This window comes from Cellvibrio sp. 25HG11W-0 (assembly GCF_057815475.1).
On sequence record NZ_CM174230.1, the window covers coordinates 1,533,784 to 1,556,426 of the forward strand.

Here is a 22,643-nt window from a genome sequence, read left to right on the forward strand (position 1 = left end):
TGAATTACTTACTAGGTTACTTAAATATGTCTGCAGTTGCTATGGTACAAGCCAATGCCTTAACCAAACGTGTATTAACGCAGGAGGGCGAATTAATTATTTTACAGCCTATATCGCTGGCGATTGCGCGCGGTGAGTCCGTTGCAATAACGGGGGCTTCTGGTTCAGGTAAATCGACGCTATTGGGTATATTGGCTGGTTTAGATGTGCCGAGCAGTGGTGAGGTATTGCTCAATGGAATCAATATCACTGCGCTCGATGAGGATGGGCGTGCTCAAGTGCGCGCTGATAATGTAGGTTTTATTTTTCAATCCTTCCAGTTGTTGCCGGGCTTAACGGCGTTAGAGAACGTTATGCTGCCCTTAGAACTGCATGGTGATAAAGCGGCGCGCGCAAAAGCGCAGGCTTTTTTAGCGCGCGTGGGCTTAGCAGAGCGCTGTGGACATTATCCTCCGCAATTATCTGGTGGTGAACAACAGCGCGTGGCTATAGCGCGCGCTTTTGCGAGTGAACCGCAAGTATTATTTGCCGATGAGCCAACGGGCAATCTTGATAGCACTACAGGTGCTCGCATCATAGAGCTGTTGTTTGAGCTAAATCGCGAGCAGGGTGCGACCTTAATTTTAATTACCCATGAAGATCGCTTGGCTCAACTCTGCGAGCGCAGGCTAGAGTTGGCTGCGGGTGCTTTGGTCGTCCCAGAATCTGAATTATCAATCGCACATACGTTGGTGGCGGAATCATGAGGTTAGCAGCGCAATTATTACTGCGTAATTGGCGCAGTGGCGAATTGAAATTATTAAGCTTGTCGTTGGTGTTGGCTGTTGCTGTATTGACCGGTATAGCCGTGTTCACCGATCGCTTGGAGCGCACGCTAGTCAGTGAAAGTAATAGCGTGCTCGGCGCGGATATAGTCGTGCGCGGTAACCAACCACAGGATGCAACTTGGGCACTTGCAGCTGAGCAGCAAAATATTAACACCAGTCAAGCAGCACTTTTTTCTTCTATGGTATTTGCGGGCGATGAAATGCATTTGGCATCGGTTAAGGCGGTAGGGAAGGCTTATCCTTTGCGCGGCGAGTTTGAAATTAGTCAGGTCCCCTTTACACTTGACCCGCAAAAAATTGAACATGTGCAAGCTATTCCCGCACGCGGAGAGGTCTGGGTAGATTCGCGTTTATTGCCGCTACTGCAAATAAACTTAGGTGATAAATTATTTGTAGGTGAATACGAATTGAAGGCCACCCAAGTGCTTATTCGCGAGCCCGATGGTGCCAGCCCTTTTAGCGTAATGGGCGCGCGGGTGTTGATGAACTTGGAGGACTTGCCCTTAACGGAAGTAGTGCAACCTGGCAGCCGCATTGATTACCAATGGTTACTAGCAGCAGATGATGCGCGCACATTGGAAAAATTTGTCGAGTGGTTAAAGCCTAAGCTCAGCCCGCATCAAAAGCTGGTGGATATAAATAGTTCTCAAGAGCGTATTGGGCGCACCTTGAAAACCGCCAAACAATTCTTAGTGTTAGCGGCCGTAATAGCAGTGCTGCTTGCAGGCGTTGCCATTTCAATAGCCGCACGTCAGTTTTCGCAGCGCCATACAGATCAAGTTGCCTTGATGAAAAGTTTAGGCGCTGGATCAGTGAAAATTCGTGCACTTTATATTGGTCAATTAGTATTGTTAGGTGTCATCGCTTCGTTGTTAGGTTTGTTACTGGGTGAAATTTTACAGCAATTGGTGGCTTACAGTATTCAAAAAACCTATCAACTACGTCTAGGCCTTGCGAGCGTTTATCCCTATGGGTTGAGCTTTTCTAGTGGATTAATTTGTTTAATGTTTTTTGCTTTGCCTGCTATTTGGCAATTACCTAGGGTATCACCGCTTAAGATCTTACGGCGAGAAATGAACGTCGATGCTGTGCAGTTGTGGCAGCAAGGTGCTTTAGCTTTGTTTGCAGTGCTAGGGTTAGTGATGCTGTTTAGCCGTGACGTCCAGTTAGCCTTAAGCATTAGTGGTGCCTTAATTGCCGTGATTGCAGTCAGTTTCGTCGCTGCATTTGCACTTCTGAGTGTGAGCAAGCAATTAGCCTTGCGCTTAGGGGGCATTTGGCGTTTGGCATTTGCGAATTTACAGCGTCGGCGCGGGCAAAGTTTGGTTCAAATTATGGTATTTGCTATTGCCATAATGCTGCTCTTTACCATGACTATAGTGCGCAGTTCTCTCATTGAAGAGTGGCGCTTACAAGTGCCTAGCGATGCCCCCAATCATTTCTTGGTAAATATTCCACCTACAGAACTCACGCAGATACAAAATATGTTATCTGAGGCTCAAGTCCGACCGGAGCCGCTTTATCCGATGGTGCGTGCAAGGTTAATTGAAATTAATGGCATAGCAACGACAGAAGAACAGCGTCAAGCTAGCAATGCATTGCAGCGTGAACTTAATACAACTTGGGCGGATAAGCTGGCTGCGGATAATAAAATTATAAGTGGCCATTGGTGGGATAGGTGGCAGCGTAGTGCTGCCAACTTACCGGGTGTATCGGTAGAGGAAAAGGTTGCTAAAGATGTTGGATTGAAATTGGGTGATAAACTCACTTTTTCTTTTGGTGGGTTATTGCTCAATGCAGAAGTGGCGAGCACGCGCAGTTTAGATTGGCGCAGTATGCGACCCAATTTCTTTTTTATTTTTGAACCAGGAAGCCTAGAGGCCTATTCGCCAACGTTTATCACCAGTATTTTTTTGCCGCCAGAGCAAAAAACCTTGATCAATCAACTTCTGCGTGCACACCCCAGTGTTCTTGTTATAGAGCTAGATCGCATTATTGAGCAAATTCGCACTATTATTAATCAGGTGAGTGATGGAGTTTTACTGGTATTGTGGCTGACTTTAATTGGCGGCTGCTTAGTGCTCTTGGCTGCTGTTTTGGCTAGTATACAAAGCCGAAAACAGGAGGCCGGTCTGTTGCGCGCGCTGGGAAGTAGTCGACGGTTACTGGTGGGTAGCATTGCTACGGAATTTGCGGTGCTTGGATTTCTTGCGGGCTTGATCGCTATAATAGGCACAGAAATTTTGCTTTTTAGTTTACAGCGATTTGTATTGGGTACACCAATTCAGCCTCATTATATTTACTGGTTAGTGGCGCCTTTGAGCGGCGCTCTATTTATAGCACTGCTTGGCTATGTGAGCTGTCGTCAGGTTGTTACCACGCCGCCAGCAGTGGTATTGCGCGAGTCAATTTAAGTTCCGCGGGCAAGGATGCCGCGCACCTTTTAGCTATTGTGTTAGCTGCTTTTTTTAGCTTCGGTTTTAGTGCCAGCTCATTTCTTTTAGATTTTTCATTCTCTTTATTTTTCAGGTGTATAGATTCATGGCGCTGGCCAAAAGTCGTGTGTTAGACAAGGGGCTGTGGGGCATGAGTGCCCCTATGTTTGCAGATCAAGCGGTTGCTTACAGTATTCCTCTGGTCGACATGTATTTTCTTAGCCGTATTTCCGATGCTGCCGCTGCCGCTGTTGGGGCAGTAACGCCTTTAGTTTTTCTCGCCAACGCGTTTTTAGTGGTGAGCGCTTTTGCGGGGGCTAGCATTGCGAACCAGCGTATAGGTGCGGAGGATTACGAGCGCGGCAATGCCACTATTGCTGCCTATAGTGTTTTTGTTGTCTTACTTGGAATAATGGCATGTATTGCATTGAGTTATGGTGGCCCATGGGTTGCTTCGGCGATGACCTTGAGTATGGAAGTTGAACAGAATGCCCATGTTTACTTGGAAACTATAGGGTGGATGATGTTGTTTTGGGGGGCACGGGTTGCGTATCAAACCCTGTTAAACATTTATGGTGAGCCTAAGTGGAATAGCTTTAGTAATGTGATTTTATTTGTTGTTAATCTCTGTGGGAATTATGTTGCTGTGTATGGCTTTTTGGGGATTCCGCCTAGTGGTGTTTGGGGTGTTGCACTGGCCAGTGTTGCGGCTGCAGGGGTAAGTTTGTTGTTTGTAATTGTGGTGGTGCATGGATATTTAAAAATATTTATTCCACTTAGCGCGGGTTGGAAAAATTTTCGTGTATTAATGGCGCCGGTGCTCATGATTGCATTGCCTTCTATACTCGAACCTATGTCATTCCAAGCCTATATGATCACCTTAAACTTTATTGCTGCTGAGGTTAGTGAGTTGGCATTAAAGGTTAAAATTTATGCGTTCAATACCTTTCTCTTTTGTTTGATGATTTCTAGTGCTATTACCATGGCAACAGAAACTATTGTGGCCCAGCGATTAGGGCGTGGCGAGTTTGATGTCATCAAAGCGCAGTTGTTGCAGAGTTTAAAAATAGCCTTGTTAGGTACCAGCCTTATGGCGCTAATTTGGCTTGTTTTTAATCGATCAATTTTGGCGATTTATAGTGGCGACCCAGCTGTTATTGCGCTTGGGTTTTGGGCATTTTTTCTGAGTTTTTTAGCGGAGCCTTGGCGCACTACGAATATTTTAGTGGGCGGTGTGTTGCGCTGTAGTGGGGATGCAACTTTTACGTCTTTATCAAGCATTAGTGTTATTTGGTTGTTTTCAGTTCCGTTGGCGTATTTTTTGGCGATCTATATGAGCTGGGGGTTATACGGTTTATTGATTGCGGCGCTGTGTGATGAGTGTTTACGTGCTTTAGTAAAATATTGGCGTTGGCGGCAAGCCAAGTGGATGACTTCAGGTGTTGTTTCTTTGGCGTCATAAAAAAAGAGCTGACCCTAGAGTCAGCTCTTTTTTTATTCTTTTTTTGGTGAGTTTTTTAAGTTGCTTCTGTTTCTTACTTAAATTTCAATCTACGTTGAGTTCTAACTGTTACAGAAGTGCTAACACAAATAAAATACCACTAAGTGTGAACATCGTCGCCAAGCTCAAGCCTAGGTTAGCTAGGCGTGTGGCGCCTATGCGTTGGAAATTAATAATACTCATAGCATAGAGCGCACATATGGTGATAAGTATGGGCACAATGTAGCGGAAATCTATATTTGCTGGAAACGTCATGCGCATATAAGTCACTCCCGCCCACAGGAAAAATCCTGAAAGCAGAATGGGCGCCGAGCGTTTGAAATCTATTTTTCGCAAATGAAATATACCCACAAGTGTATAGAGCATCATGAGCAGGGCGATAAAACTAAGGATAACAGCTAAATTGGTAGAGATTGCTTTGGGGTATTTGAATTCACCAATCAAACCCGTTTTTGCTAAGTAATTCCAAAAAAACTGACGCCCCATACGGTCGTCATAGGGGTCAGCATAGGGTTCGGTGATAAATATTTTTGCATCAAACCAAAGATAGTTAGATGCAGTGTTGCCGACTAAGTTGGCGGTAGAAATACCATCAAGATTATCAATATAGAGTTTGTCGCGCTTGCCTTCTAAGTTCAAAATCAAACCTGGTGTTATGGTTATGCCCACTGCGATAAACATTATTAAACAGGGGGCAATAGCGAGTTTGCAGTAGTCGAGCCATTGCTGGGTTTTAATCATTTTATAGAGGCCTATAACCCCCAGTACCGCTACTAAAATTTCGCCATTGGCCTTAGTGACAATGGCGATGGCACCTAGAATACTCGCAATAAGTAGATCGCGTTTTTTATCTGAGTGATACCAGCGGATGATATAAAACAAACTTGCCGCGAAGAAGCAGTAGAGCATAGGGTCATTGCCTATGCGCACTGAGTGAACTACGGCCACGGGCCAGAAGGCGAACAGGGCACCTATAGTCCAAAATAATTGATCCTGCTTATATTGCGCGCACCAGTAGCTCAGCGATAAATAGGATTTTTTTTCTGGCGCGCTAGAAGAATCTAATTGACTGTCATCTTCATCTTCATCTTCATCTTCATCTTCATCTTCATTTTCAGTCATTTTTGGTTTATAGCGTTCGAGCAGTTCATTCAGTATTAGTAGCCCAAAGAATACAAACCCCATGCCATACGCCAAGCTTAATAATTGCTGTACGCGGTAAATGGCGACCTTGTTGTAAGGTTCTATCCATTGTGTGAAGGTATACACAATCGCGCCAGTATAGTAATAAAGTGGCGGGTGAAAAAAAGCACCGCCCGTAGCATAGTCAATTGGTGGTGGTAACCAGTGAGTGGTGAGGTATTCGGTATAGCCAATGTGATCCCCCATGTCATGGTCGCGCAAGTCGGGTGGTGTTGCCATAAAGTAGGCAAGGCGAATAAACAATGCGCCTATAAATAATACCTTGATGGCAACGCGTAATTTAAGGGGTTTGATGATCAATGTACTTATTAAAAGTGTAATTGCTATCAGTAATGCGTAGAAGAATGTATAGAAGTTCTCACTGCCTTCGGCGCTAATGATAATGCCCATAAGGCCGCCGCCATCAGAGTAGAGCAGTTCAAGTTCATTTTTCCCAGGTTTAAGATAGGCTGCTAAATCGTAGGTAAAGCCTTTGGAGTAGTCGCGTCGCGCCTCGTAGGGAATCATACTCAAATCAACCGTTTGATGGTTGATGATCAAGCTGAGGATTTCATCGTCGGGAATAATGCGCATATTGCTGCTGGCGTATTTTCCCATATCTACAAAACCGTGCAGTCTATAGACACCGCTCTCGGCGGAGGCTTTAAAAAAAGGGAACTCTGTTGGACTGGTTTGACCCGATGGGGTTGTAATAGTGAAGTCGGAAAAGTCGGGCTGTATCGCTTTTTGGGAAAAGCATAGCGTTGCGACCATGGCGATGATGAGGTAAAAATATTTCGATGTTATTAAGTTGCGCATTATGATTTTTCTTCCATACGATGTTTTATTTTTTTTAATTCAGATTTGAGTATGCCCACCTCTTGAATGAGGTTTTTATTGTTTTCAGATAGTTTGGAGATGACGGTGGAAAACTGAATCAGAATAAAAAAAGTGGAAAGTGTTAGTACCAATAAGAGCGCTGCTGGCGCATAAGCAATACCTACAGCCTCGGCAAAAACCTCTAATAATGGCCTAAAAATTGATAGTAGAATAAAAATAATACCGAATGCAAGCCAGAGCAATGAATACTCTTCTTTCAGTTTTTTATGCTTGATGAGCCTATAAATAAATGCCACCAACAGTAGGCTGCCTACAGTGGAGAACACTTGAATTCTGTTATCCGCGACCCAGTTGAAAAAGTCTGTCATGATGATTTCCTGCGAATTTGTACGCGCTGCGCGGTTATTAACATGGCTAAAATAACTTTAATCATATAGTAGGCAGACTTAAGCCCAGAAATGGACGATTCTCCGCCTTGGCGCTCAAGCATTTCGGTGGAGACTTCGACTATTTTGAAGCCATTCTTACCGAGTAGAATAATTGTCTCTGGCTCGGGGTAGTCAGTGGGGTAGTTGTCAGCCAAAAAAGCGATGGCATCTTTGTTGTAAGCGCGAAAGCCAGAAGTGCTGTCAGCGATTTTTTGACGAATTAAAATCCCGTTTAAGATTTCGAATATTTTAATTCCAAAGCGACGCATAAAAGTCGATTGAAATCCCTGGGTTTTTTCAATAAAGCGCGAGCCAATGCAGACATCGGCCAAACCTTCTTTTAGAGGGGCAAGTAACTTGGGTATTTCGGCGGCTATGTGCTGGCCGTCGCCATCAAATTGAATCGCATAGTCAAAGTTTTGATAAAGGGCATATTTAAAACCAGTTTGTACCGCGCCGCCAATGCCCAAATTAGCGGGTAGTTGAATAACCGTTGCCAGTCCACTGGATTCGGCTTCTTGCTGTGTATTGTCTTTAGAGCCATCATTCACCACTAAGCATTCGAATTGGGTGCTTTCCTGCTTGAGCGAAAGTATCACTTTGGTAATATTTTTTTCTTCGTTGTAGGCGGGAACAATGATGAGAACTTTTTTAGGCATGATTTACTCCTAATGTAAGCGGTATTGATGATGGTCCCTAACTGGACGGATCCAGCTTTTCTTTATTGTTAGATTTTTATCTTACCGCTAAGTGGCTTTTTATTGTAAAAGTAAATATATCCATAACAAGCTGTTAATACCGATCAAGGGAGCTGCGAGGGTTAATAGCTTCGGTATTAATAGTTGTCTGTGGTGGCGCCAGCTGCCGAGGGTGAAGAACAAAATTGCTACCAGCACCGGGTAAATATAACGAAAGTCTGTATTGCAGGAGAGCGGCACCTTGATGCGATAGGCGAGTAATAAAACAAAGGGGAAAATCAACGCCATTAGCCAAGGTGCATTGCGATAGGCGTAGCGTTTTATTTGCTGAGAGCTCATTTGAACTTGGCGTTGAACAACAAATATAAATATTCCGAAAAGCATCAGCAGTAAGAGGATGCCATTAACAACACCCCAAAATTGCATTTTTTCTCCATTGAAAAAGTACTCCGAGCTGAGTGCAGAGCGCATTACAAAGTTCCAAAAGTATTGCCGTCCGTACTTATCATCCCAGGTGCTGATAAAAGGTTGCTCAATAAAGGTGGCGCTATCAAAAATAAGATAATTTTGTGGGAGATTACTGACTTTGAGGCCTTCATTGATCATGCTGCTAACATTGGAAAGCAGCCAGTCTTCAGAGGTGCCATTAAGGTAGTTCTGCACATTGTCGGCAAAGTTTAAGACTATAGCGCTGAGAAAAAAACCAGCGGCTATAGCAGTGTCGCGGAATATTTTTCGTTTGTTCGCGGCGAGCAGTTCTGGTTTTTTTGTAAAACTATAGATATGTAAAAGCATTAACGCACCGAGTATTCCCGCGACGGCAAGACCGTTAGATTTACTCAGCAGTGATGCGGCCATCCATAGGCTGGCCCAAAATAAGGTGCGAGAGCTGCGACTTTTCCACCACTTAATTGTGTAGAAAAATGTTAGACCGTAGCATGCATAAAGCCCAATATCATTGCCGATTCTGATGCTGTGAATAATGCCGGAAGGCCATAGGCAAAGTGCGACACTTGCAAATAAGAGCGCTAAGTGGCTTTTACAAAAGGCGATGCGTAGGCTGGCGAGACTGCTTAAAAGAAATAGCGACCAGAGTACCAATGCAAGTAGTTGACCCCAGAGTTCCCCTGTCAGTTTGCTGTTAATGGGCGCGGATTGCTTGGCCAGTGCAGCTGTTAAATAATAGAGTGGCGGCTGGTGATACTCCCAGCCATCGCCTGGTACTGGCAGTTCGTGTTTATCAATAAGGTATTCAATATAGTCTTTGTGGCCCCCGCCTTCGAATACATCGAAGGTGCGCGTACGCTCGTCTGTTTTTGATAAATAGAGCGTTGATAATGCCAAGCTCAAGGCAAGTAATAACATTTGGCTGCGGGTAATTTTTAAATGCCGGGTTAAATAGAGCGAGAAACCAAGCAAAATAATATAGATAATGGCGAGTTTGCTGACGCTTAGGCGCTGTGTGGATTCAATGCGAAAACCTGCAGGATTATTGGCATTCGTTAAACTTGCTTCAATGATATTGGGCATTTGGGTCGAAAGCTTTTCAAGTTCTATCACAAAGCCGGCAGCGTAGTCGCGTTTTTGCTCACTAGAAAGGTGGTCTAAAGAAATGGGCTCACCGTTGACGCTCAGTGCGCGAATCTCATCGTCGGGATAGATGCGAAAGCTATGGTGCGAAGAGGTGATGCCAGCTATCTCTACTCTTACCTTATAGTCGCCTACTAAATCTAATGACAAGGGTAATGCAGCTGGGGCAAAGGCTTCACTGCCTTTGGCGAGTTCAACTTTATTTATACTGATGGACTGCCACGTTGATATCCACATAAGTGCTACAACAGTGACGAGTGCGACTAGGCTCGTGATAAAAAATCGTAAGGTTTTATTCATAGTTATCTCAATCTTCAATACACTTTTAGGTGTTGGCCTTCGATGAGGCAGATTAACCTAGTCATTTATTTTAATTGTTCAGTGGCGCTTGATCTGGTTGAAAGGTCAAAACCGGATTTAGCCAGTCTGCATGGTCGCTACTTATTTCTCCCATGCCATCAACTTCTAGCCGTAATCTGTTTATGCCCGTAAGATCGACACTCACCTCCGCTGGAGCCTCTGCACCATAATGCGGGGGAGACTCCCAGAGTTTTCTATCATCTCCCCAAATCGAGAAAACAATACTGGCTGATTCAGCTTCGTCATCTAATGCTGCCATTATGTGCAGTTGCACCGTGTGTGCAGGCAGGCGATATTCAATGCGTGAATTAGCGTGAGTGCCTATGCCAACAGCATAGCGGCGGTTGTCTGCGGTCAAAATAGTGCCGTTGACACTGCGGTTGATATTGACTTGTCCGTAGCCTTGTTCTGCTATGGCCATGGGTAATTCTGTAAGAAACATTTGATTGCTGGAAAGGGTTGGCTTGTATAGATAGCTCTCATTGTAAAGCCTATTGCTCATGTAAGTTGTACTGACTATGAGCACGAGAAGACTAAAGTAGCGGTACTCGGCTAGGCGCCAAAAATATTTTTGCGTAACGTTGAACCAACGGCGACCAACAAGTAGCTCTAATATTCCGTAGGTAAAAATCCCCAGCATTAACCACGAAATAGCCGGCCATACATTGGCGGTTTTTAAACCCATGCACATGGCAAGGTTAAAGGCAGAGATAAAGCTAAAAGCAATAGGGTATATGAGTAGTTTTGGGTTGAGTGCATAGCCCACAAGCGCAATGATCACGGCCGGAAGTAAGTAGCGCTCATGCATAGCTGGCAGCAGGGTGAAAAAGGCCATTGTACAAATCATGGCGTAGAAAAAAAGCTGGGCGGCATTATTGGGGTTTTGTTGCGCCAGTTTTTGTTTCCACAGTAAATATAGGCCTTGGGCAAATACGATTAGGCAGACGATCGTAAAGCAAATCATACCGAAATGTTTTGCTTTAAATAATATGGCCAGAGGCGAGTCAGCACTAATTCCAAAAAGGATGATGTTGTCGGGCGCTGCATTGCCTGTGAGTAGAATCCAAATATTAGCAGCGCCCATAGTGGTGGCGCTGTATTGATGTAGTACATCTACATAAGCTAATTGAATTGCGCCTAAAAAGTTTCCCGCTAAAGCAAACGGAATAAAGGCAATGACTATGGTGACCAAGGCTATGCCGCTGCCGACTAGGTGTAATTTGATATGACGTAAAAAGATGATACCCATAAGCGGTGCAAAGGCAATCATTTGAAATTTTGTGAGCAGCGCCAAGGTGTAAAGAGGCATAGTTAAGAGTTTGAATCTGTAGCTGCTGCTAACTAAAAGTGCGGCCGCGACTGGCAGCAGTGGCAGAATATCTACCTGCCCCCAGATGGGGCCATTAAATAATATCGCTGGGTTAAGCGCGGTAAGCATCATAGCGATATGAAAGTGACTGCTGTTAGTCGAATATTTTCTTAAAAGTTTATACACCACAGCGATTAATACGAGGTGCGCTAAGAGTATGGGCACCTGTGCTAAATATTTAATCAGCAGGTTATTTTCGATGGGTAACTCTAGGTAGTTGTAAATCTGTGCAACCAGATAGAGCCAATGAATATAAATCGGTGGGTAGTTGCCATCAAAGTTAGTGTAGCCATTGTTGGCGAGTTGTTTTGTCCAGTCAACCCAGTAGCCTACGTCGCCATTGCTGTCCCAAAAAAGTAGGCCGAGGTTAGCGAAAATAGCGGCACATATATAAAGCTGAAAGAAAGCGTAAAAACGTGTTGGCAATTGAGTGTGATCAGTCAGAGGGCTGAGCGGGATGAAGTTCGGAAATGAGCTGGTTGTTAATTCTGTTGGTTCTTTTGTGGGCAGGGGCGCGTCGGCCAAATTGTCTGGCGCAGAAGATGTTGGGTCTTCAGTATTGTGCTGCTCGTTGGTGTCAGCCTGAGTTGACGCAAGGTCGGCATCGTTTGTCATTGTTATTGTCTCGTGCTAGGTCTGGCCTAATTTTTTACATTATTTTTTTGTGAGCCACATTCTTACATTGTGCAGGGCTTCCTTGCCCGCTAAACGCGATGATTTTTTCTCCGTGTCACAGAAGCGTGAATCTAGATTTCTTTGTCCTTTTTTACTATATCGCTAATGTGATATTTCGGACGGCGTTTTACTTCTTCGTAGATCTTTGACATGTATTCGCCAATGATCCCTAGGCATAAAAGTTGAACGCTGCCAATAAACAACAAGGGGAGTAGTACCGAGGCCCATCCCGGTATGGCGTCGTCACTAAAGAAGCGTACACCCAACACCCAAAGTATGAGTGTAAACGAGGCAAAGCCAGATACGAGCCCGAGAATGGTAATCATACGCAGTGGTGCAGTAGAAAAAGCGGTAATGCCTTTCCATGCAAAGGACAGCATTTTCTTCAGGGGATATTTACTTTCGCCTGCTTCACGGGCATTGCGTTCATACTCGACGATTGATGATTGAAAACCTACTTCGCGCACTATGCCGCGCAAAAATAAATTGGATTCATCGTATTCTTTTAGGGCATCGAGTGCGCGACGTGAGATTAGACGGAAATCGGCATGATTAAAGATTAAATCTACGCCCATGGTGCGCATTAAGTGATAGTAACCCTCTGCGGTGAAGCGTTTGAAGAACGTATCAGTGCGGCGCGCTGAGCGCACGCCGTAAACGACTTCGCTGCCCTTGAGGTAATCATCTACCATGGCTTCAATGGTGCTGGGGTCATCTTGTAAGTCAGCATCGATACTGACAGTAATGTCTTCAGTCGTGGTGCAAAGGCCTGCGAATAGCGCGTTTTGATGACCTTTGTTTCGCGAGAGCTTTACCGCGACTATTGCGGTATTTTTATCTGCTTCTGCGGCGAGAATTTGCCAAGTCGCATCTTTGCTGCCGTCATCGACTAAATAGATTTTGCTGAGCGGGCTCACTTTGCCTTTATTGACGAGTAAGTCACGTAGGTCGAGTAAGGTAGCAAGCGTTTTCGGCAACATCTCTTCTTCGTTGTAGCAAGGTACAACTATGGCGAGTGAGGGGTTGGTGATGGTCATGTCAGTGATTCCCGTAGATCCAGAGCTTGTGGACCAAAAAGTTTAAAAATACAGTGATGCCTGTGGCGAAAAACTGGGCGATTAAATAATTTTTAACCATGCCTGTCAGTAAATAATTGTCAAAAACAAATAGAAATCCGGCATAAAGTAGCGTGTTGGCGCTGAGCCCAAGCGCCACGGCGGCGATAAACTTGGGTAGTGTCTCTTTGTGGCTTGAGCTGCTGGCAAAGGTGTAGTGATAATTTGCCCAGTAATTAAAAATTGACGACAGCGCATAGGCGAAGGCTGAGGCGATTACCTTGTTCATGAGGTCAAGCTCGACAAAGAGCATCAGCAGGAGGAATTGGATGAGTGTTGAGGTCCCTCCGATTCCCACAAATTTAGCAAAACGTATCATGGCATTATGAATTGTTATTGTTTTGATGATATTACACCCCGAGATCCATATTAAATGGGGGGGTGCAGGCGCTGCGTGTTACCTTGCGTTGGGTGTGGCAAATGACTGCATCAAAATGCTCTAAAAAGCACCAATTTCACCTGTAACTCGCTTAATAAAAACCGAGGCACATTAGCACATTTTGATCAAAATTGTGGGTGCGATAGAACAAACTCGCACTTCAGCGCGAGTGTGTGTGATCTAGGCGTGATGGCAATGGGGAGTTATTGTTGCAGGGCGGTTTAAGTCGCAAGGTTAAGAGAGTTATGCCCAGCGCAGAGCTGCGCCAGCGCGCTCTATGTAAATGTATTCCGTTTTAAGTGTAAGAGGGTGGTAATCGTGACGCAGGTGATGATGGTCCACCGTTGAGCCCATGTATTCCCAACAGGCGCCTTCATTCACGCAGAGCGAATCGCGGGCATTGATGCTAAAACTAGCGAGTTGATCCCACATTGCCTGCCATTCGGGATGGTTTATATCCAAATATTCCATGGGTTACCTGTGAAAATGATTATTTTGTATTCAAATTGTGGCTTGTTAATTTGTTTTGTCAAAACAATCTCTTAACTTAATGATTTAATAGACTATTTGTTTTATGAAGTGTGATCCAGTTTGCGAACTGTAACCTATAATCGCGCCCTGATGACACATAAGTTTTTATTTTTCGTTGAAAGGTGGCATTTTTTTAGTGCGAAATTAGCTAAATATTCATTGTTTTGAACAGTGGGTATTTATGGATAACCCTTACTGTAAGGTTAGTGTGTTCCTAAGTGTGCATCGGTATGTAGCCGCCCAGTATCTGCCTGAAGTCATCCACGCTGTGTTGTAGGGTTCTTTATTCTGCAGGATCGCCTTGGTGAAAACTGGCAGCTAGGTGAAAGCTGGCAAATAGGTGTAAACAGGCAGTAAGTGAAATGAAGTTAAAGGTGAGTTTATGAATATAAGTGAAGCTGCCGAGCGCTGCGGTCTACCGAGTAAAACGCTACGCTACTATGAAACTATTGGTTTAGTTGTGCCAGAGCGCCAAGAAAACAATGAATACAGGGTCTATTCCTCTGCGGACTTGGCGCGCTTGGTATTGTTGCGCCGTGCCCGCGCTGCAGGTTTTAGCCTCGATGAGTGCCGTATTCTTTTGATGCGCATCGAGCAGCGAGCTTTGCCGAGCGCTATGGCGTCAGCGGAAAACAATGAAAGTATGCGATTGGATTTAGAGGAGCAGCGCGCGCGCTTAGTGCAGCTGCAGACCGAGTTGATCGCCCTAGATGCTGTATTGGTAGATGTGATTGAGCATTGCGCGCGTCAGCCGGTGGCAGCGGAGCTAATGTCGCAAGCAGACGTTCTGCCGAATTCGGTTGCTGGGGTTAAATCAATAGACCGCTCATGGGTTGAGTCGCAAAGCATTTTTCAGCCCATGAAATTTACCCTTATTAGCGGTGAGAGCGATTAGTGATACTGGCTCATAGGTGTTTTTCTGCCCACAAAAACGCTATGATGCGCGCCGTTTAACTAATTGCATCAGGAGCAACTATGAGTATCAAATCCGATAAGTGGATGCGCCGTATGGCCGCCGAGCATGGCATGATCGAGCCCTTTGAGCCAGGTCAAGTGCGCTACGATGCCGACGGTCAGCGCATAGTTTCCTACGGCACCTCAAGCTACGGCTACGACGTGCGCTGTGCCGATGAGTTTAAAATTTTCACCAATGTGCACTCCACCGTGGTTGACCCCAAAAACTTTGACGAAAAAAGTTTTGTGGATATCAAAAGCGATGTTTGTATTATTCCCCCCAATTCTTTCGCACTGGCGCGCACCGTTGAATACTTCCGTATTCCCCGCTCAATTTTGACTGTGTGCTTGGGTAAGTCCACCTACGCGCGTTGCGGTATTATTGTGAATGTCACCCCGCTGGAGCCAGAGTGGGAAGGGCATGTGACCTTAGAGTTCTCGAATACCACGCCATTACCCGCAAAAATTTACGCCAATGAAGGCGTAGCGCAAATGCTGTTTTTTGAGACTGATGAAGTCTGTGAAACGTCTTATAAGGATCGCGGTGGCAAATACCAAGGTCAGCGCGGCGTTACCTTGCCGCGCACTTAATAACGCACTGAATAGCGCCGGCATTCATAGCGCGAATCTCGTTTATGGCTGGTGTTGAGTCACTGGCAATTAGTGGCTCACATCATGGCTCTACCCTCTCAAACCCAAGTGTTGATTATTGGTGCCGGTGCGGCGGGCTTAATGTGCGCGGCCGCTGCTGGTCAGCGCGGCCGCTCAGTCGTGGTGGTTGACCACGCCAATAAAGTCGGCAAAAAAATTCTCATGTCGGGCGGCGGGCGCTGCAACTTCACCAATATGGATGTGCTGCCCAAAGATTACCTGTCAGACAATGCGCATTTCTGTAAATCGGCGCTCGCGCGCTACACCCAGTGGGATTTCATCGCACTGGTGCAAAAGCATCAAATTCTCTATCACGAAAAAAAACTCGGCCAATTATTTTGCGATAACAAGGCGCAGGATATTTTGACCATGCTGCTCGACGAATGCACGCAGGCGGGGGCGAGTATTCACCCGCTGTGCGTCATTGAGCAAGTAACGGCACTAGCCGAAAGTGACCTGCCTATGCGTTACAAGGTCAAAACCTCGCTGGGTGTTATTTTTTGTGAATCCCTCGTGGTCGCAACCGGCGGCCTCTCCATTCCCACCATGGGCGCTAGCGGTGTGGGTTATGAGCTAGCCGAGCAATTTGGTTTGCCGCTCAAAGCGCGCAGCGCGGGTTTGGTGCCGTTTACTTTAGCGCCCGCACAACTCGCGGTATTCGCACCCTGTGTTGGCAATGCGCTGGATGTACGCGTAAGTTGCGCAACAGCTGACGGCGAAATGAGTTTTACCGAGGCGATGCTGTTTACTCATCGTGGCCTAAGCGGCCCCGCCATGTTGCAAATATCCTCCTATTGGCACCCGGGTAAGGAGTTGGAAATAAATCTTCTGCCGCAGTTGGATTTGCTCGATTTTTTAAACGCGCAACAACAGCAGCGCTCTAAATCTTTGCTCACCACTATTTTGGGCGAGTTGCTCACCAAAAATATCGCCCAGTGCCTGTGTAATTATTGGGGCGAGACTTGGGGCGATCAGCTCAACAGCAGCCGCCCCATTAATCAATACACACCGAAAGAATTACAGACAATCGCCACGCAATTCCAGCAATGGAAAATTTTACCCGCTGGCACAGAAGGCTATCGCACCGCCGAAGTGACCTTAGGCGGCGTGGATACCAACCACCTCTCATCCAAAACCATGGAAGCCAAAGCGCAGCTGGGTTTATTTTTTGTGGGTGAAGTGGTGGATGTTACGGGTCACTTGGGTGGGTTTAATTTTCAGTGGGCATGGGCGTCGGGGGTGGCGGCGGGGAGTTATGTTTAGTGGGGTTTTGTTGAAGTGGTTGTGTAGTGTTGGGTCACGTGTCCTAGAAACTTTTCTAGATTTTATCCGCCTGTAAATATACAGGCTTGACCGCTGAATAAACTGTTAGAAGGCACCAGTATTATGGCTCAGTGCGTAAATTGGATATTTGGAAGAGGCGTCTCTATAGGTTGTAATTTAACGTGGAAAGTTCCTGATCTATTAAATGAAATGCCCAGAGATAAAAAAATTGAAGAAATAAAAAAGGCAATTTTTAATGAAATGCAGAGTGAAAAAATTAATACGCACTCAATTAAAATGTTTTTAAAAAATTTAGCGGAAAAAACCTCTGATGAATGGTGCCATAGATTAATCACCACTAATTGGGATTGCCTAATAGAAAAAGAAATTGAAGCTTTAAGCCTAGAATTTTTACCAAAATGGTTAATGAATAGTTATGTATACCACTTAAATGGAACTGTTGAGGTACATGAAAATTTAAATTTCGGCAGTCCATTTTTACTTGAAGAAGATAGCTATCTCCAAAGACCTAATACAGTAGAAGCAGATCAATTATTTAACTCCATACTCTGGGGTAATATATTTTTTGTTGTGGGCATGTCTTTTGAGTGTGAATCTGATAGGTTTCTTTTGCAAAGCTTAAATCAAGTGCAGGATGATGTGCCAATTGGTGAATCTATTTGGTTTGTTTTAAATCCTGACCCAAAAGCACTTGAAGCATCATCATCAAGAATAGCTCGCGCACTACCGCGAGCAAAAGTTTATACCCTCTGTATAAGTTTTGGTGACTGGGTTAATGAGCAAAGTAATATAATGGTAAAGTTGGGTGTGTTTCGCTTCTAAGAATTACGAAGAAATAACGCGAAGAAATAACGGGGTCTGGTTTTTGATTTATGATATTTTTTGGTGGGCTTTAATGAAAGCCAGATGTCAGGTTTAATCTTTCATAATTATCACTATCCATGCCTGCCGCAGGCCTTACTTTTCTTTGCTCCGCCGAAAGAAAAGTAAGCAAAAGAAAGGCGGCCCAGCGAATTTCTGATCCTGCGCTTCTCAGGTGCCTACGGGCCGTCTTGATGGGACGTCCCTGTCCCATCAAGACTAAATTGGGCGTCCTGCCCAATTTGCCCTAGCACCTTGCGATGCTCGGGAAATTCTCATGGGGTGAAGGCGGGTGCCACTAGCTATATTTTAAAAGTAAAAATTATTTGTTGTTGCTGTTGAATTTTAAACCCCATATGAGTTCGCCGAGCACTGGAGGAAAATTACCGGAAAACGGACAGGAAGTCCGTTTTAGTGACGTCACGCCAGGGATGGCGTGTCGGAATGACGGTTATTTTCCGAAGCGCGCAGGAAATACGAACGAGTTGGGTCGCCTTTCTTTTGGTTACTTTTCTTTTGGCGAAGCAAAGAAGAGTGACTCGCCAGCGGGCGAAATCAGTAGTCAATATTTAATGATAATGGCATCAAAAAGCGAGCTAGAAATAGCATGAATAAAATGAATAAATTTGTATTGTGGCTTTATGTGATCGGAACGGTAGTTATAGTTAAGGCTGTGTTTCGCGCTGGATTTATAGACGGATTCTGGATGATTTTAGGTGGAGTAGGCTGCATAGTAGCTGCCTATTATGTTGGTAAGCATTATCGACGGTATTAGGTGCGGAAGTCAGGTTTTTTTTGAGCGAATATTGATTTGAGTCGTTGCAGATACATGGTCATGTTGGGTTTAGTGCCTTAGCATAGACCTACAAAGTTAATGAACGAGCTATGTGATTTGTAATCTTGATTGTGAAGGCGAATCGCTAAGTCGAATCTTTTGTCTCATTTTTGAAGGTAATAGGCTCGCCCTGTATGTAACAAGCGCATCGCTAATGCGTCTCTGATATTCGTCTTTTTAGGAGAGATAACATGTTGAGAATAATTATTGCGGCGCTATTGGTAACATTTAACCTCACGGCCTTTGCTGCGGATACTTTTCCTGTATCGGCGAATAAGGTATCCCCCATTTTAATCGGCTCAATGTTGCCTGATGTTAACTTTCTTACCCTTGAAGGAAAGCCAACCACCTTAAAATCCCAGTTAAATGGCAAGCCTGCCGTAGTGGTGTTCTATCGCGGTGGTTGGTGTCCTTATTGCAACCTGCAGTTGAGTGGGTTGCGTTTAATTAAAAAAGATCTTGATGCATTGGGTTTTCAATTGATCGCTATTAGCCCGGATCGTCCCCAGGAGCTTAAATTATCACTTGATAAGTTGACTCTAGATTACACGCTTTTGTCTGATGCCAAGACTCTAGGTGTTAGTGCGTTTGGTATTGGCTATAGGGTGGATGCAGCGACGCTAGAAAAATACAAAAGCTACAATATTGATTTAGAAAAAGCATCGGGTGAAAAACATCACATATTGCCTGTTCCCTCGGTATTTATTGCTGATGCAGAGGGAATGTTGCAGTTTTCTTATGTCAACCCAGACCATAGAGCGCGGCTGCCAGAAACCGTAATTTTAGAAGCGGCTAAAGTCATCGCAGAGAAGAAACAGTATTTGCAGCTAAAAAAATAATTTACTTAATGCATATTGTGAGTGCTTGGCAAGGAGACGCCACGCTTTAATATTTTTCAAGTGTTTAAGGTTTTGCGGTGGCTTGATGTGTCTTGTGGCGCTTTAGAAGAATAGAGTGTTGGTCTGAAGACTGGCATACAGTGGGTATTGGAGAGAATAAATGAATACAAAAACAGTAGAGCTCACGTTTGTGAAATCCACAAAAGGTACTCATGTGTACGGATCGGATCTTGCGGAAGCGGCAACGCCATCAGTTTATATTAAACGCACTGCGCTACCAGAAGATCCACCGAAGGTGATTACACTTACCTTGTCGTGGGAGTAAGTTTAAGCGTGAGATTTAGCAGAGTATCAAGCTGAGCTCTAGTATGTAGTCTGTAATTTTCTTCTTTCAAAAAGACCATCATCCATGGCAGCTATGCCCCTTATTTTTTAGTTAACAGTAAGGGGCTTAAAGCCTTATGCCAGATTTCACACCAAGATTCCGTGTGACTGAATACTTAGCTGCCTTCCTCTGCCAGCTGTTGCAATATACTCGTGTAGTTTTCGATACCTTGCGCGCCGGTTACAAGATGGCGGCGGTTGAAAATCATCGCGGGTACGCCGTTAATGCCTGCGTCTATCCAAAACTTTTCGGCACTGCGTATGTCTTTGGCGAAGCGTTGATCTTCTAGCACGGCTAGGGCTTCTGTTCGCTCTAGTCCTATTTCTGCGGCCACATCCGCAAGCACGCTGTTGTCAGATAAATTTCGGCCATGAGTGAAGTGCGCGCTAAATAACGCTTGTTTCAAATCATGCATGCGCCCTTGCTGATTTGCCCAATGCAATAGTTGATGTAGGTTAAAGGTGTTGTGCATACGCATGTCGTCAGCAAAGCGAAACTCAAACCCAAGGTCTGCGCCTATTGCCGTTATATTGATTCGGCTGGCCTCTGATTGCTCTTTTGTCGTGCCGTATTTTTCGGCTAGATGGTCACGTAAGTTCTGTCCCTCGGCGGGCATGCTGGGGTTAAGCTCAAACGGGTGCCAATGAATTTCATGGGCGGTGCCGGTTTTTTCTAGCGCCGTTACCAACTGACGGTAGCCGATGATGCACCAGGGACAGACCACATCCGATACTATGTCTATGTGCAATGTGTTGGGAATACTGGGCATGTATATCTCCTGTTAAAGTGTTTGCTGACGTAATTTTGCAGGCAATAATTTACGTGGATTTTAAGGCTAAAGCTTTATCTATATCTTCTGTGCAGTGACAATTTTCGAGCTACTCCCAGGCTTCGCCCCATGTACGGTTGATAATGCTAGCGCGCTGCACAGCTGGCGCGCTAGTAGGGCCTTTGCCCAACGTTGAACATGGATGTAACTCTTCCTTTGAAGAAATTCCTTTGCTTCGTAAAGATTGCCCAACACTAGGTTGCCATACCAGCGTCAGATTGTAGTATCGGCAATGCTCAATTGGTCGCCCGCAATAAATTTATGTTGCGCCAATTAATTATCTAAAGCGGCTAGCTGACGTTCAGTCTTCAAGGAGACGCGATTGATGTTGTATTCAATCGGCACTTGCTGCCAGAGGATTTATTTCTTTGCCCAAGCAAACTGCTTGAAGGTTTCGTCGATAGGTGTTTGTGCAATGTGATTGGTGTAGTTACTCATAACTTTTTGGCTGAGACCCAAGATGACCTCTAATACATTTTGTTGGGTATAACCGGCGCTATAAAAATCCTGCACTTGCTGAGGTTCAAGCTCACCACGCTGGCGAACCATAGCCAAGGTGAAGTTGCGCAGTGCTTCAAGTTTAGTGGTAGGTAAGGGCGTTACATCGCGCAGCGCATTAGTTATGTCGTCCGAAACCTTCATGGCCTTGGCGATGCCAGTATGGGCAGGCACGCAGTAGTGGCAGGCATGTTCCACATTAATGGTTTGCCATACCACGGTTTTTTCATCGGCGTTGAAGCTGCTGTTCACAAATAGCTCATGCAGTATTTGATAACCCTCGAGCAAGCCAGGTGCTTCGGCCATTACCGCATGTAAACCTGGAATCATTCCGTAGGCCTTCTGCGATTTCATTAACAGGGGTTTGGCTGAGTCAGTTGCGCTGTTTTGGTTGTGTAGCGTAAAGGCGGTCATAGGTTTTCCTTTTTTGAGTGATCGTTCAAGTATGGGCTCATCTTAAATTGCATTATGGGTAAGGGTCAAGTTAAAATTGAATGATCATTCAAAATACAAGCTAATCGAATTTATTCGGTTTTTATGGGAGAGAGCACTATGGCCCGTACCGCGAGCTTTGATCGCCAAGTCGCCCTAGATAGAGCAGTTGAACTCTTCTGGTCCAGAGGTTATTACGCCTCGTCGATGAAACATATTGAGAAGGCGCTGGATATGCGCCCGGGCAGTCTCTATGCCACCTTCGGGAGCAAAACTGGTTTGTTTACCGAGGCACTGAAGGCTTACGCCGTCCGATCTGGGGATGAGTTTGAGCAGATGTTAAAGGGGTTTCCGAGCGCTATAGATGGCTTGAAGTATTATTTGCGTTCATTTGCGCAGCCTTGTGGCGAGGATATGCAGGTGCCTGCGCAGGCTTGCATGTTAATTAAGACCTTGCTCGAAGTTAATGCTGAAGATGCCACTCTGCGATCACAGGCTGACGCTATGCTCGCAAGTTTTGAGGGGGAGCTGTGCGCGGTGCTTGAGCAGGCCAAAGCAATGGGAGAGTTACGCGCCGATGTCGAGTGCCCTCGGTTGGCGCGCTTACTGCAAACACAGATCATCGGCTTGCGGGCCTTTGCCGAGCGTGATGTGCCTCGCGCTCAGGTTGAGGCTCTTGCTGAAGATATGGTTAGTATGCTCGATGCTTATCGTCTTGGCTGAGTCAGTCATAATGTCGAGACCGAGTAAGCAATTGGTTTCAATTTTTTTGAGTGAGTTGTAGCAGGGTTTTAACTGGGCGTGCAAATGTAGTGGCGAGTAAACAAATTCAATAAATACCGATTTTTGGTTGTAAGTGAGGGCTTGGATCGTGGGTGATGTCATTCAATTTAAAAAACCTAGCCCCTTTGATAAGCACAAGGGTAAAACGCTGTGCCGCAGTGGTTTTCATAAGTGGGAAGTGGTGAAGGAAAAGCAGTTTGATGTTAAGCAGGGGAAATTGGTCACAGTGTATAAATGTAATCGTTGTGGCGAGCAGAAAGTAGAGGCGAGGTAGGTTGAATATAGGGTGTGTTGTATTTTTTCTTTGCATTCGAAAAAATTAATGGCGACATAAAAAAGGCTTCCCGCGGGAAGCCTTTTTT

22 protein-coding genes are annotated in these 22,643 nt (G+C 45.2%); 12 read left to right on the plus strand and 10 right to left on the minus strand.

The window, feature by feature from the left end:
- The first annotated feature begins 41 nt into the window (after positions 1-41).
- From AC0KUT_RS06370 to AC0KUT_RS06380, 3 genes are all read left to right on the plus strand, one after another.
- The gene (locus AC0KUT_RS06370) at positions 42-746 is read left to right on the plus strand and encodes an ABC transporter ATP-binding protein (RefSeq protein WP_488835658.1); all 705 of its coding nucleotides are present in this window, start codon (positions 42-44) and stop codon (positions 744-746) included.
- The gene (locus AC0KUT_RS06375; RefSeq protein WP_488834441.1) at positions 743-3,241 is read left to right on the plus strand and encodes an ABC transporter permease; all 2,499 of its coding nucleotides are present in this window, start codon (positions 743-745) and stop codon (positions 3,239-3,241) included. Before AC0KUT_RS06370 ends, AC0KUT_RS06375 begins: the two co-directional genes overlap by 4 nt.
- Positions 3,242-3,368: 127 nt before the next feature.
- Positions 3,369-4,724, plus strand: a complete 1,356-nt coding sequence (locus tag AC0KUT_RS06380; RefSeq protein WP_488834443.1) for an MATE family efflux transporter — start codon at positions 3,369-3,371, stop codon at positions 4,722-4,724.
- Positions 4,725-4,832: 108 nt separating this feature from the next.
- Here the strand turns inward: AC0KUT_RS06380 and AC0KUT_RS06385 are convergent, their stop codons facing one another.
- From AC0KUT_RS06385 to AC0KUT_RS06420, 8 genes are all read right to left on the minus strand, one after another.
- A complete protein-coding gene (locus AC0KUT_RS06385) occupies positions 4,833-6,764 on the minus strand; it encodes a hypothetical protein (RefSeq protein ID WP_488834444.1) in 1,932 nt (643 codons plus the stop codon).
- Positions 6,764-7,153: a DUF2304 domain-containing protein gene (locus AC0KUT_RS06390; protein ID WP_488834445.1), complete on the minus strand. Its 390-nt coding sequence runs from the start codon at positions 7,151-7,153 to the stop codon at positions 6,764-6,766. The genes AC0KUT_RS06385 and AC0KUT_RS06390 overlap by 1 nt, the downstream gene beginning before the upstream one ends.
- Positions 7,150-7,872, minus strand: coding sequence for a glycosyltransferase family 2 protein (locus tag AC0KUT_RS06395; RefSeq protein WP_488834447.1), 723 nt, complete (start codon positions 7,870-7,872; stop codon positions 7,150-7,152). The genes AC0KUT_RS06390 and AC0KUT_RS06395 overlap by 4 nt, the downstream gene beginning before the upstream one ends.
- A gap of 99 nt (positions 7,873-7,971) precedes the next feature.
- A complete protein-coding gene (locus AC0KUT_RS06400) occupies positions 7,972-9,801 on the minus strand; it encodes a hypothetical protein (RefSeq protein WP_488834449.1) in 1,830 nt (609 codons plus the stop codon).
- Positions 9,802-9,871: 70 nt separating this feature from the next.
- Positions 9,872-11,845, minus strand: a complete 1,974-nt coding sequence (locus tag AC0KUT_RS06405; RefSeq protein ID WP_488834450.1) for an NPCBM/NEW2 domain-containing protein — start codon at positions 11,843-11,845, stop codon at positions 9,872-9,874.
- Positions 11,846-11,976: 131 nt separating this feature from the next.
- Positions 11,977-12,942, minus strand: coding sequence for a glycosyltransferase family 2 protein (locus AC0KUT_RS06410; protein WP_488834453.1), 966 nt, complete (start codon positions 12,940-12,942; stop codon positions 11,977-11,979).
- A gap of 1 nt (position 12,943) precedes the next feature.
- Positions 12,944-13,339, minus strand: a complete 396-nt coding sequence (locus AC0KUT_RS06415) for a GtrA family protein (RefSeq protein WP_488834454.1) — start codon at positions 13,337-13,339, stop codon at positions 12,944-12,946.
- Between the two features lie 303 nt (positions 13,340-13,642).
- On the minus strand, positions 13,643-13,870 hold the full coding sequence (locus AC0KUT_RS06420) for a 4-diphosphocytidyl-2C-methyl-D-erythritol kinase (RefSeq protein ID WP_488834455.1): 228 nt from the start codon (positions 13,868-13,870) through the stop codon (positions 13,643-13,645).
- A 442-nt stretch (positions 13,871-14,312) separates the two neighbouring features.
- Between AC0KUT_RS06420 and AC0KUT_RS06425 the strand changes: the two genes are divergently transcribed.
- The 7 genes from AC0KUT_RS06425 (at position 14,313) to AC0KUT_RS06455 (ending at position 19,679) form a co-directional block, all read left to right on the plus strand.
- Positions 14,313-14,825 carry a MerR family transcriptional regulator gene (locus AC0KUT_RS06425; protein ID WP_488834457.1) on the plus strand — a complete coding sequence of 171 codons (513 nt, stop codon included), beginning with the start codon at positions 14,313-14,315 and terminating at the stop codon, positions 14,823-14,825.
- Between the two features lie 80 nt (positions 14,826-14,905).
- Positions 14,906-15,475 (plus strand): dCTP deaminase, encoded by a 570-nt coding sequence (dcd, locus tag AC0KUT_RS06430; RefSeq protein WP_488834458.1) that lies wholly within the window; start codon positions 14,906-14,908, stop codon positions 15,473-15,475.
- A gap of 84 nt (positions 15,476-15,559) precedes the next feature.
- Positions 15,560-16,798: a BaiN/RdsA family NAD(P)/FAD-dependent oxidoreductase gene (locus tag AC0KUT_RS06435; RefSeq protein ID WP_488834460.1), complete on the plus strand. Its 1,239-nt coding sequence runs from the start codon at positions 15,560-15,562 to the stop codon at positions 16,796-16,798.
- Between the two features lie 123 nt (positions 16,799-16,921).
- Entirely contained in the window at positions 16,922-17,641 is a 720-nt protein-coding gene (locus AC0KUT_RS06440; RefSeq protein WP_488834461.1) for an SIR2 family protein, read from the plus strand.
- Positions 17,642-18,287: 646 nt separating this feature from the next.
- On the plus strand, positions 18,288-18,455 hold the full coding sequence (locus AC0KUT_RS06445; protein WP_488834462.1) for a hypothetical protein: 168 nt from the start codon (positions 18,288-18,290) through the stop codon (positions 18,453-18,455).
- Positions 18,456-18,706: 251 nt separating this feature from the next.
- Positions 18,707-19,354 carry a peroxiredoxin-like family protein gene (locus AC0KUT_RS06450; RefSeq protein ID WP_488834463.1) on the plus strand — a complete coding sequence of 216 codons (648 nt, stop codon included), beginning with the start codon at positions 18,707-18,709 and terminating at the stop codon, positions 19,352-19,354.
- A 160-nt stretch (positions 19,355-19,514) separates the two neighbouring features.
- Positions 19,515-19,679: a hypothetical protein gene (locus AC0KUT_RS06455; protein ID WP_488834464.1), complete on the plus strand. Its 165-nt coding sequence runs from the start codon at positions 19,515-19,517 to the stop codon at positions 19,677-19,679.
- A 175-nt stretch (positions 19,680-19,854) separates the two neighbouring features.
- Here the strand turns inward: AC0KUT_RS06455 and AC0KUT_RS06460 are convergent, their stop codons facing one another.
- Together AC0KUT_RS06460 and AC0KUT_RS06465 are read right to left on the minus strand one after the other, a co-directional pair.
- Complete coding sequence (locus AC0KUT_RS06460; protein ID WP_488834466.1) at positions 19,855-20,508, minus strand: DsbA family oxidoreductase; 654 nt, start codon at positions 20,506-20,508, stop codon at positions 19,855-19,857.
- 420 nt (positions 20,509-20,928) lie between these two features.
- Positions 20,929-21,480 carry a carboxymuconolactone decarboxylase family protein gene (locus AC0KUT_RS06465; protein ID WP_488834468.1) on the minus strand — a complete coding sequence of 184 codons (552 nt, stop codon included), beginning with the start codon at positions 21,478-21,480 and terminating at the stop codon, positions 20,929-20,931.
- Between the two features lie 138 nt (positions 21,481-21,618).
- Here AC0KUT_RS06465 and AC0KUT_RS06470 point away from each other — a divergent pair, with 138 nt between their 5' ends.
- Both AC0KUT_RS06470 and AC0KUT_RS06475 read left to right on the plus strand, forming a co-directional pair.
- A complete protein-coding gene (locus AC0KUT_RS06470; protein WP_488834469.1) occupies positions 21,619-22,221 on the plus strand; it encodes a TetR/AcrR family transcriptional regulator in 603 nt (200 codons plus the stop codon).
- Positions 22,222-22,369: 148 nt separating this feature from the next.
- A complete protein-coding gene (locus AC0KUT_RS06475; protein WP_488834471.1) occupies positions 22,370-22,555 on the plus strand; it encodes a hypothetical protein in 186 nt (61 codons plus the stop codon).
- Positions 22,556-22,643: the final 88 nt, after the last annotated feature.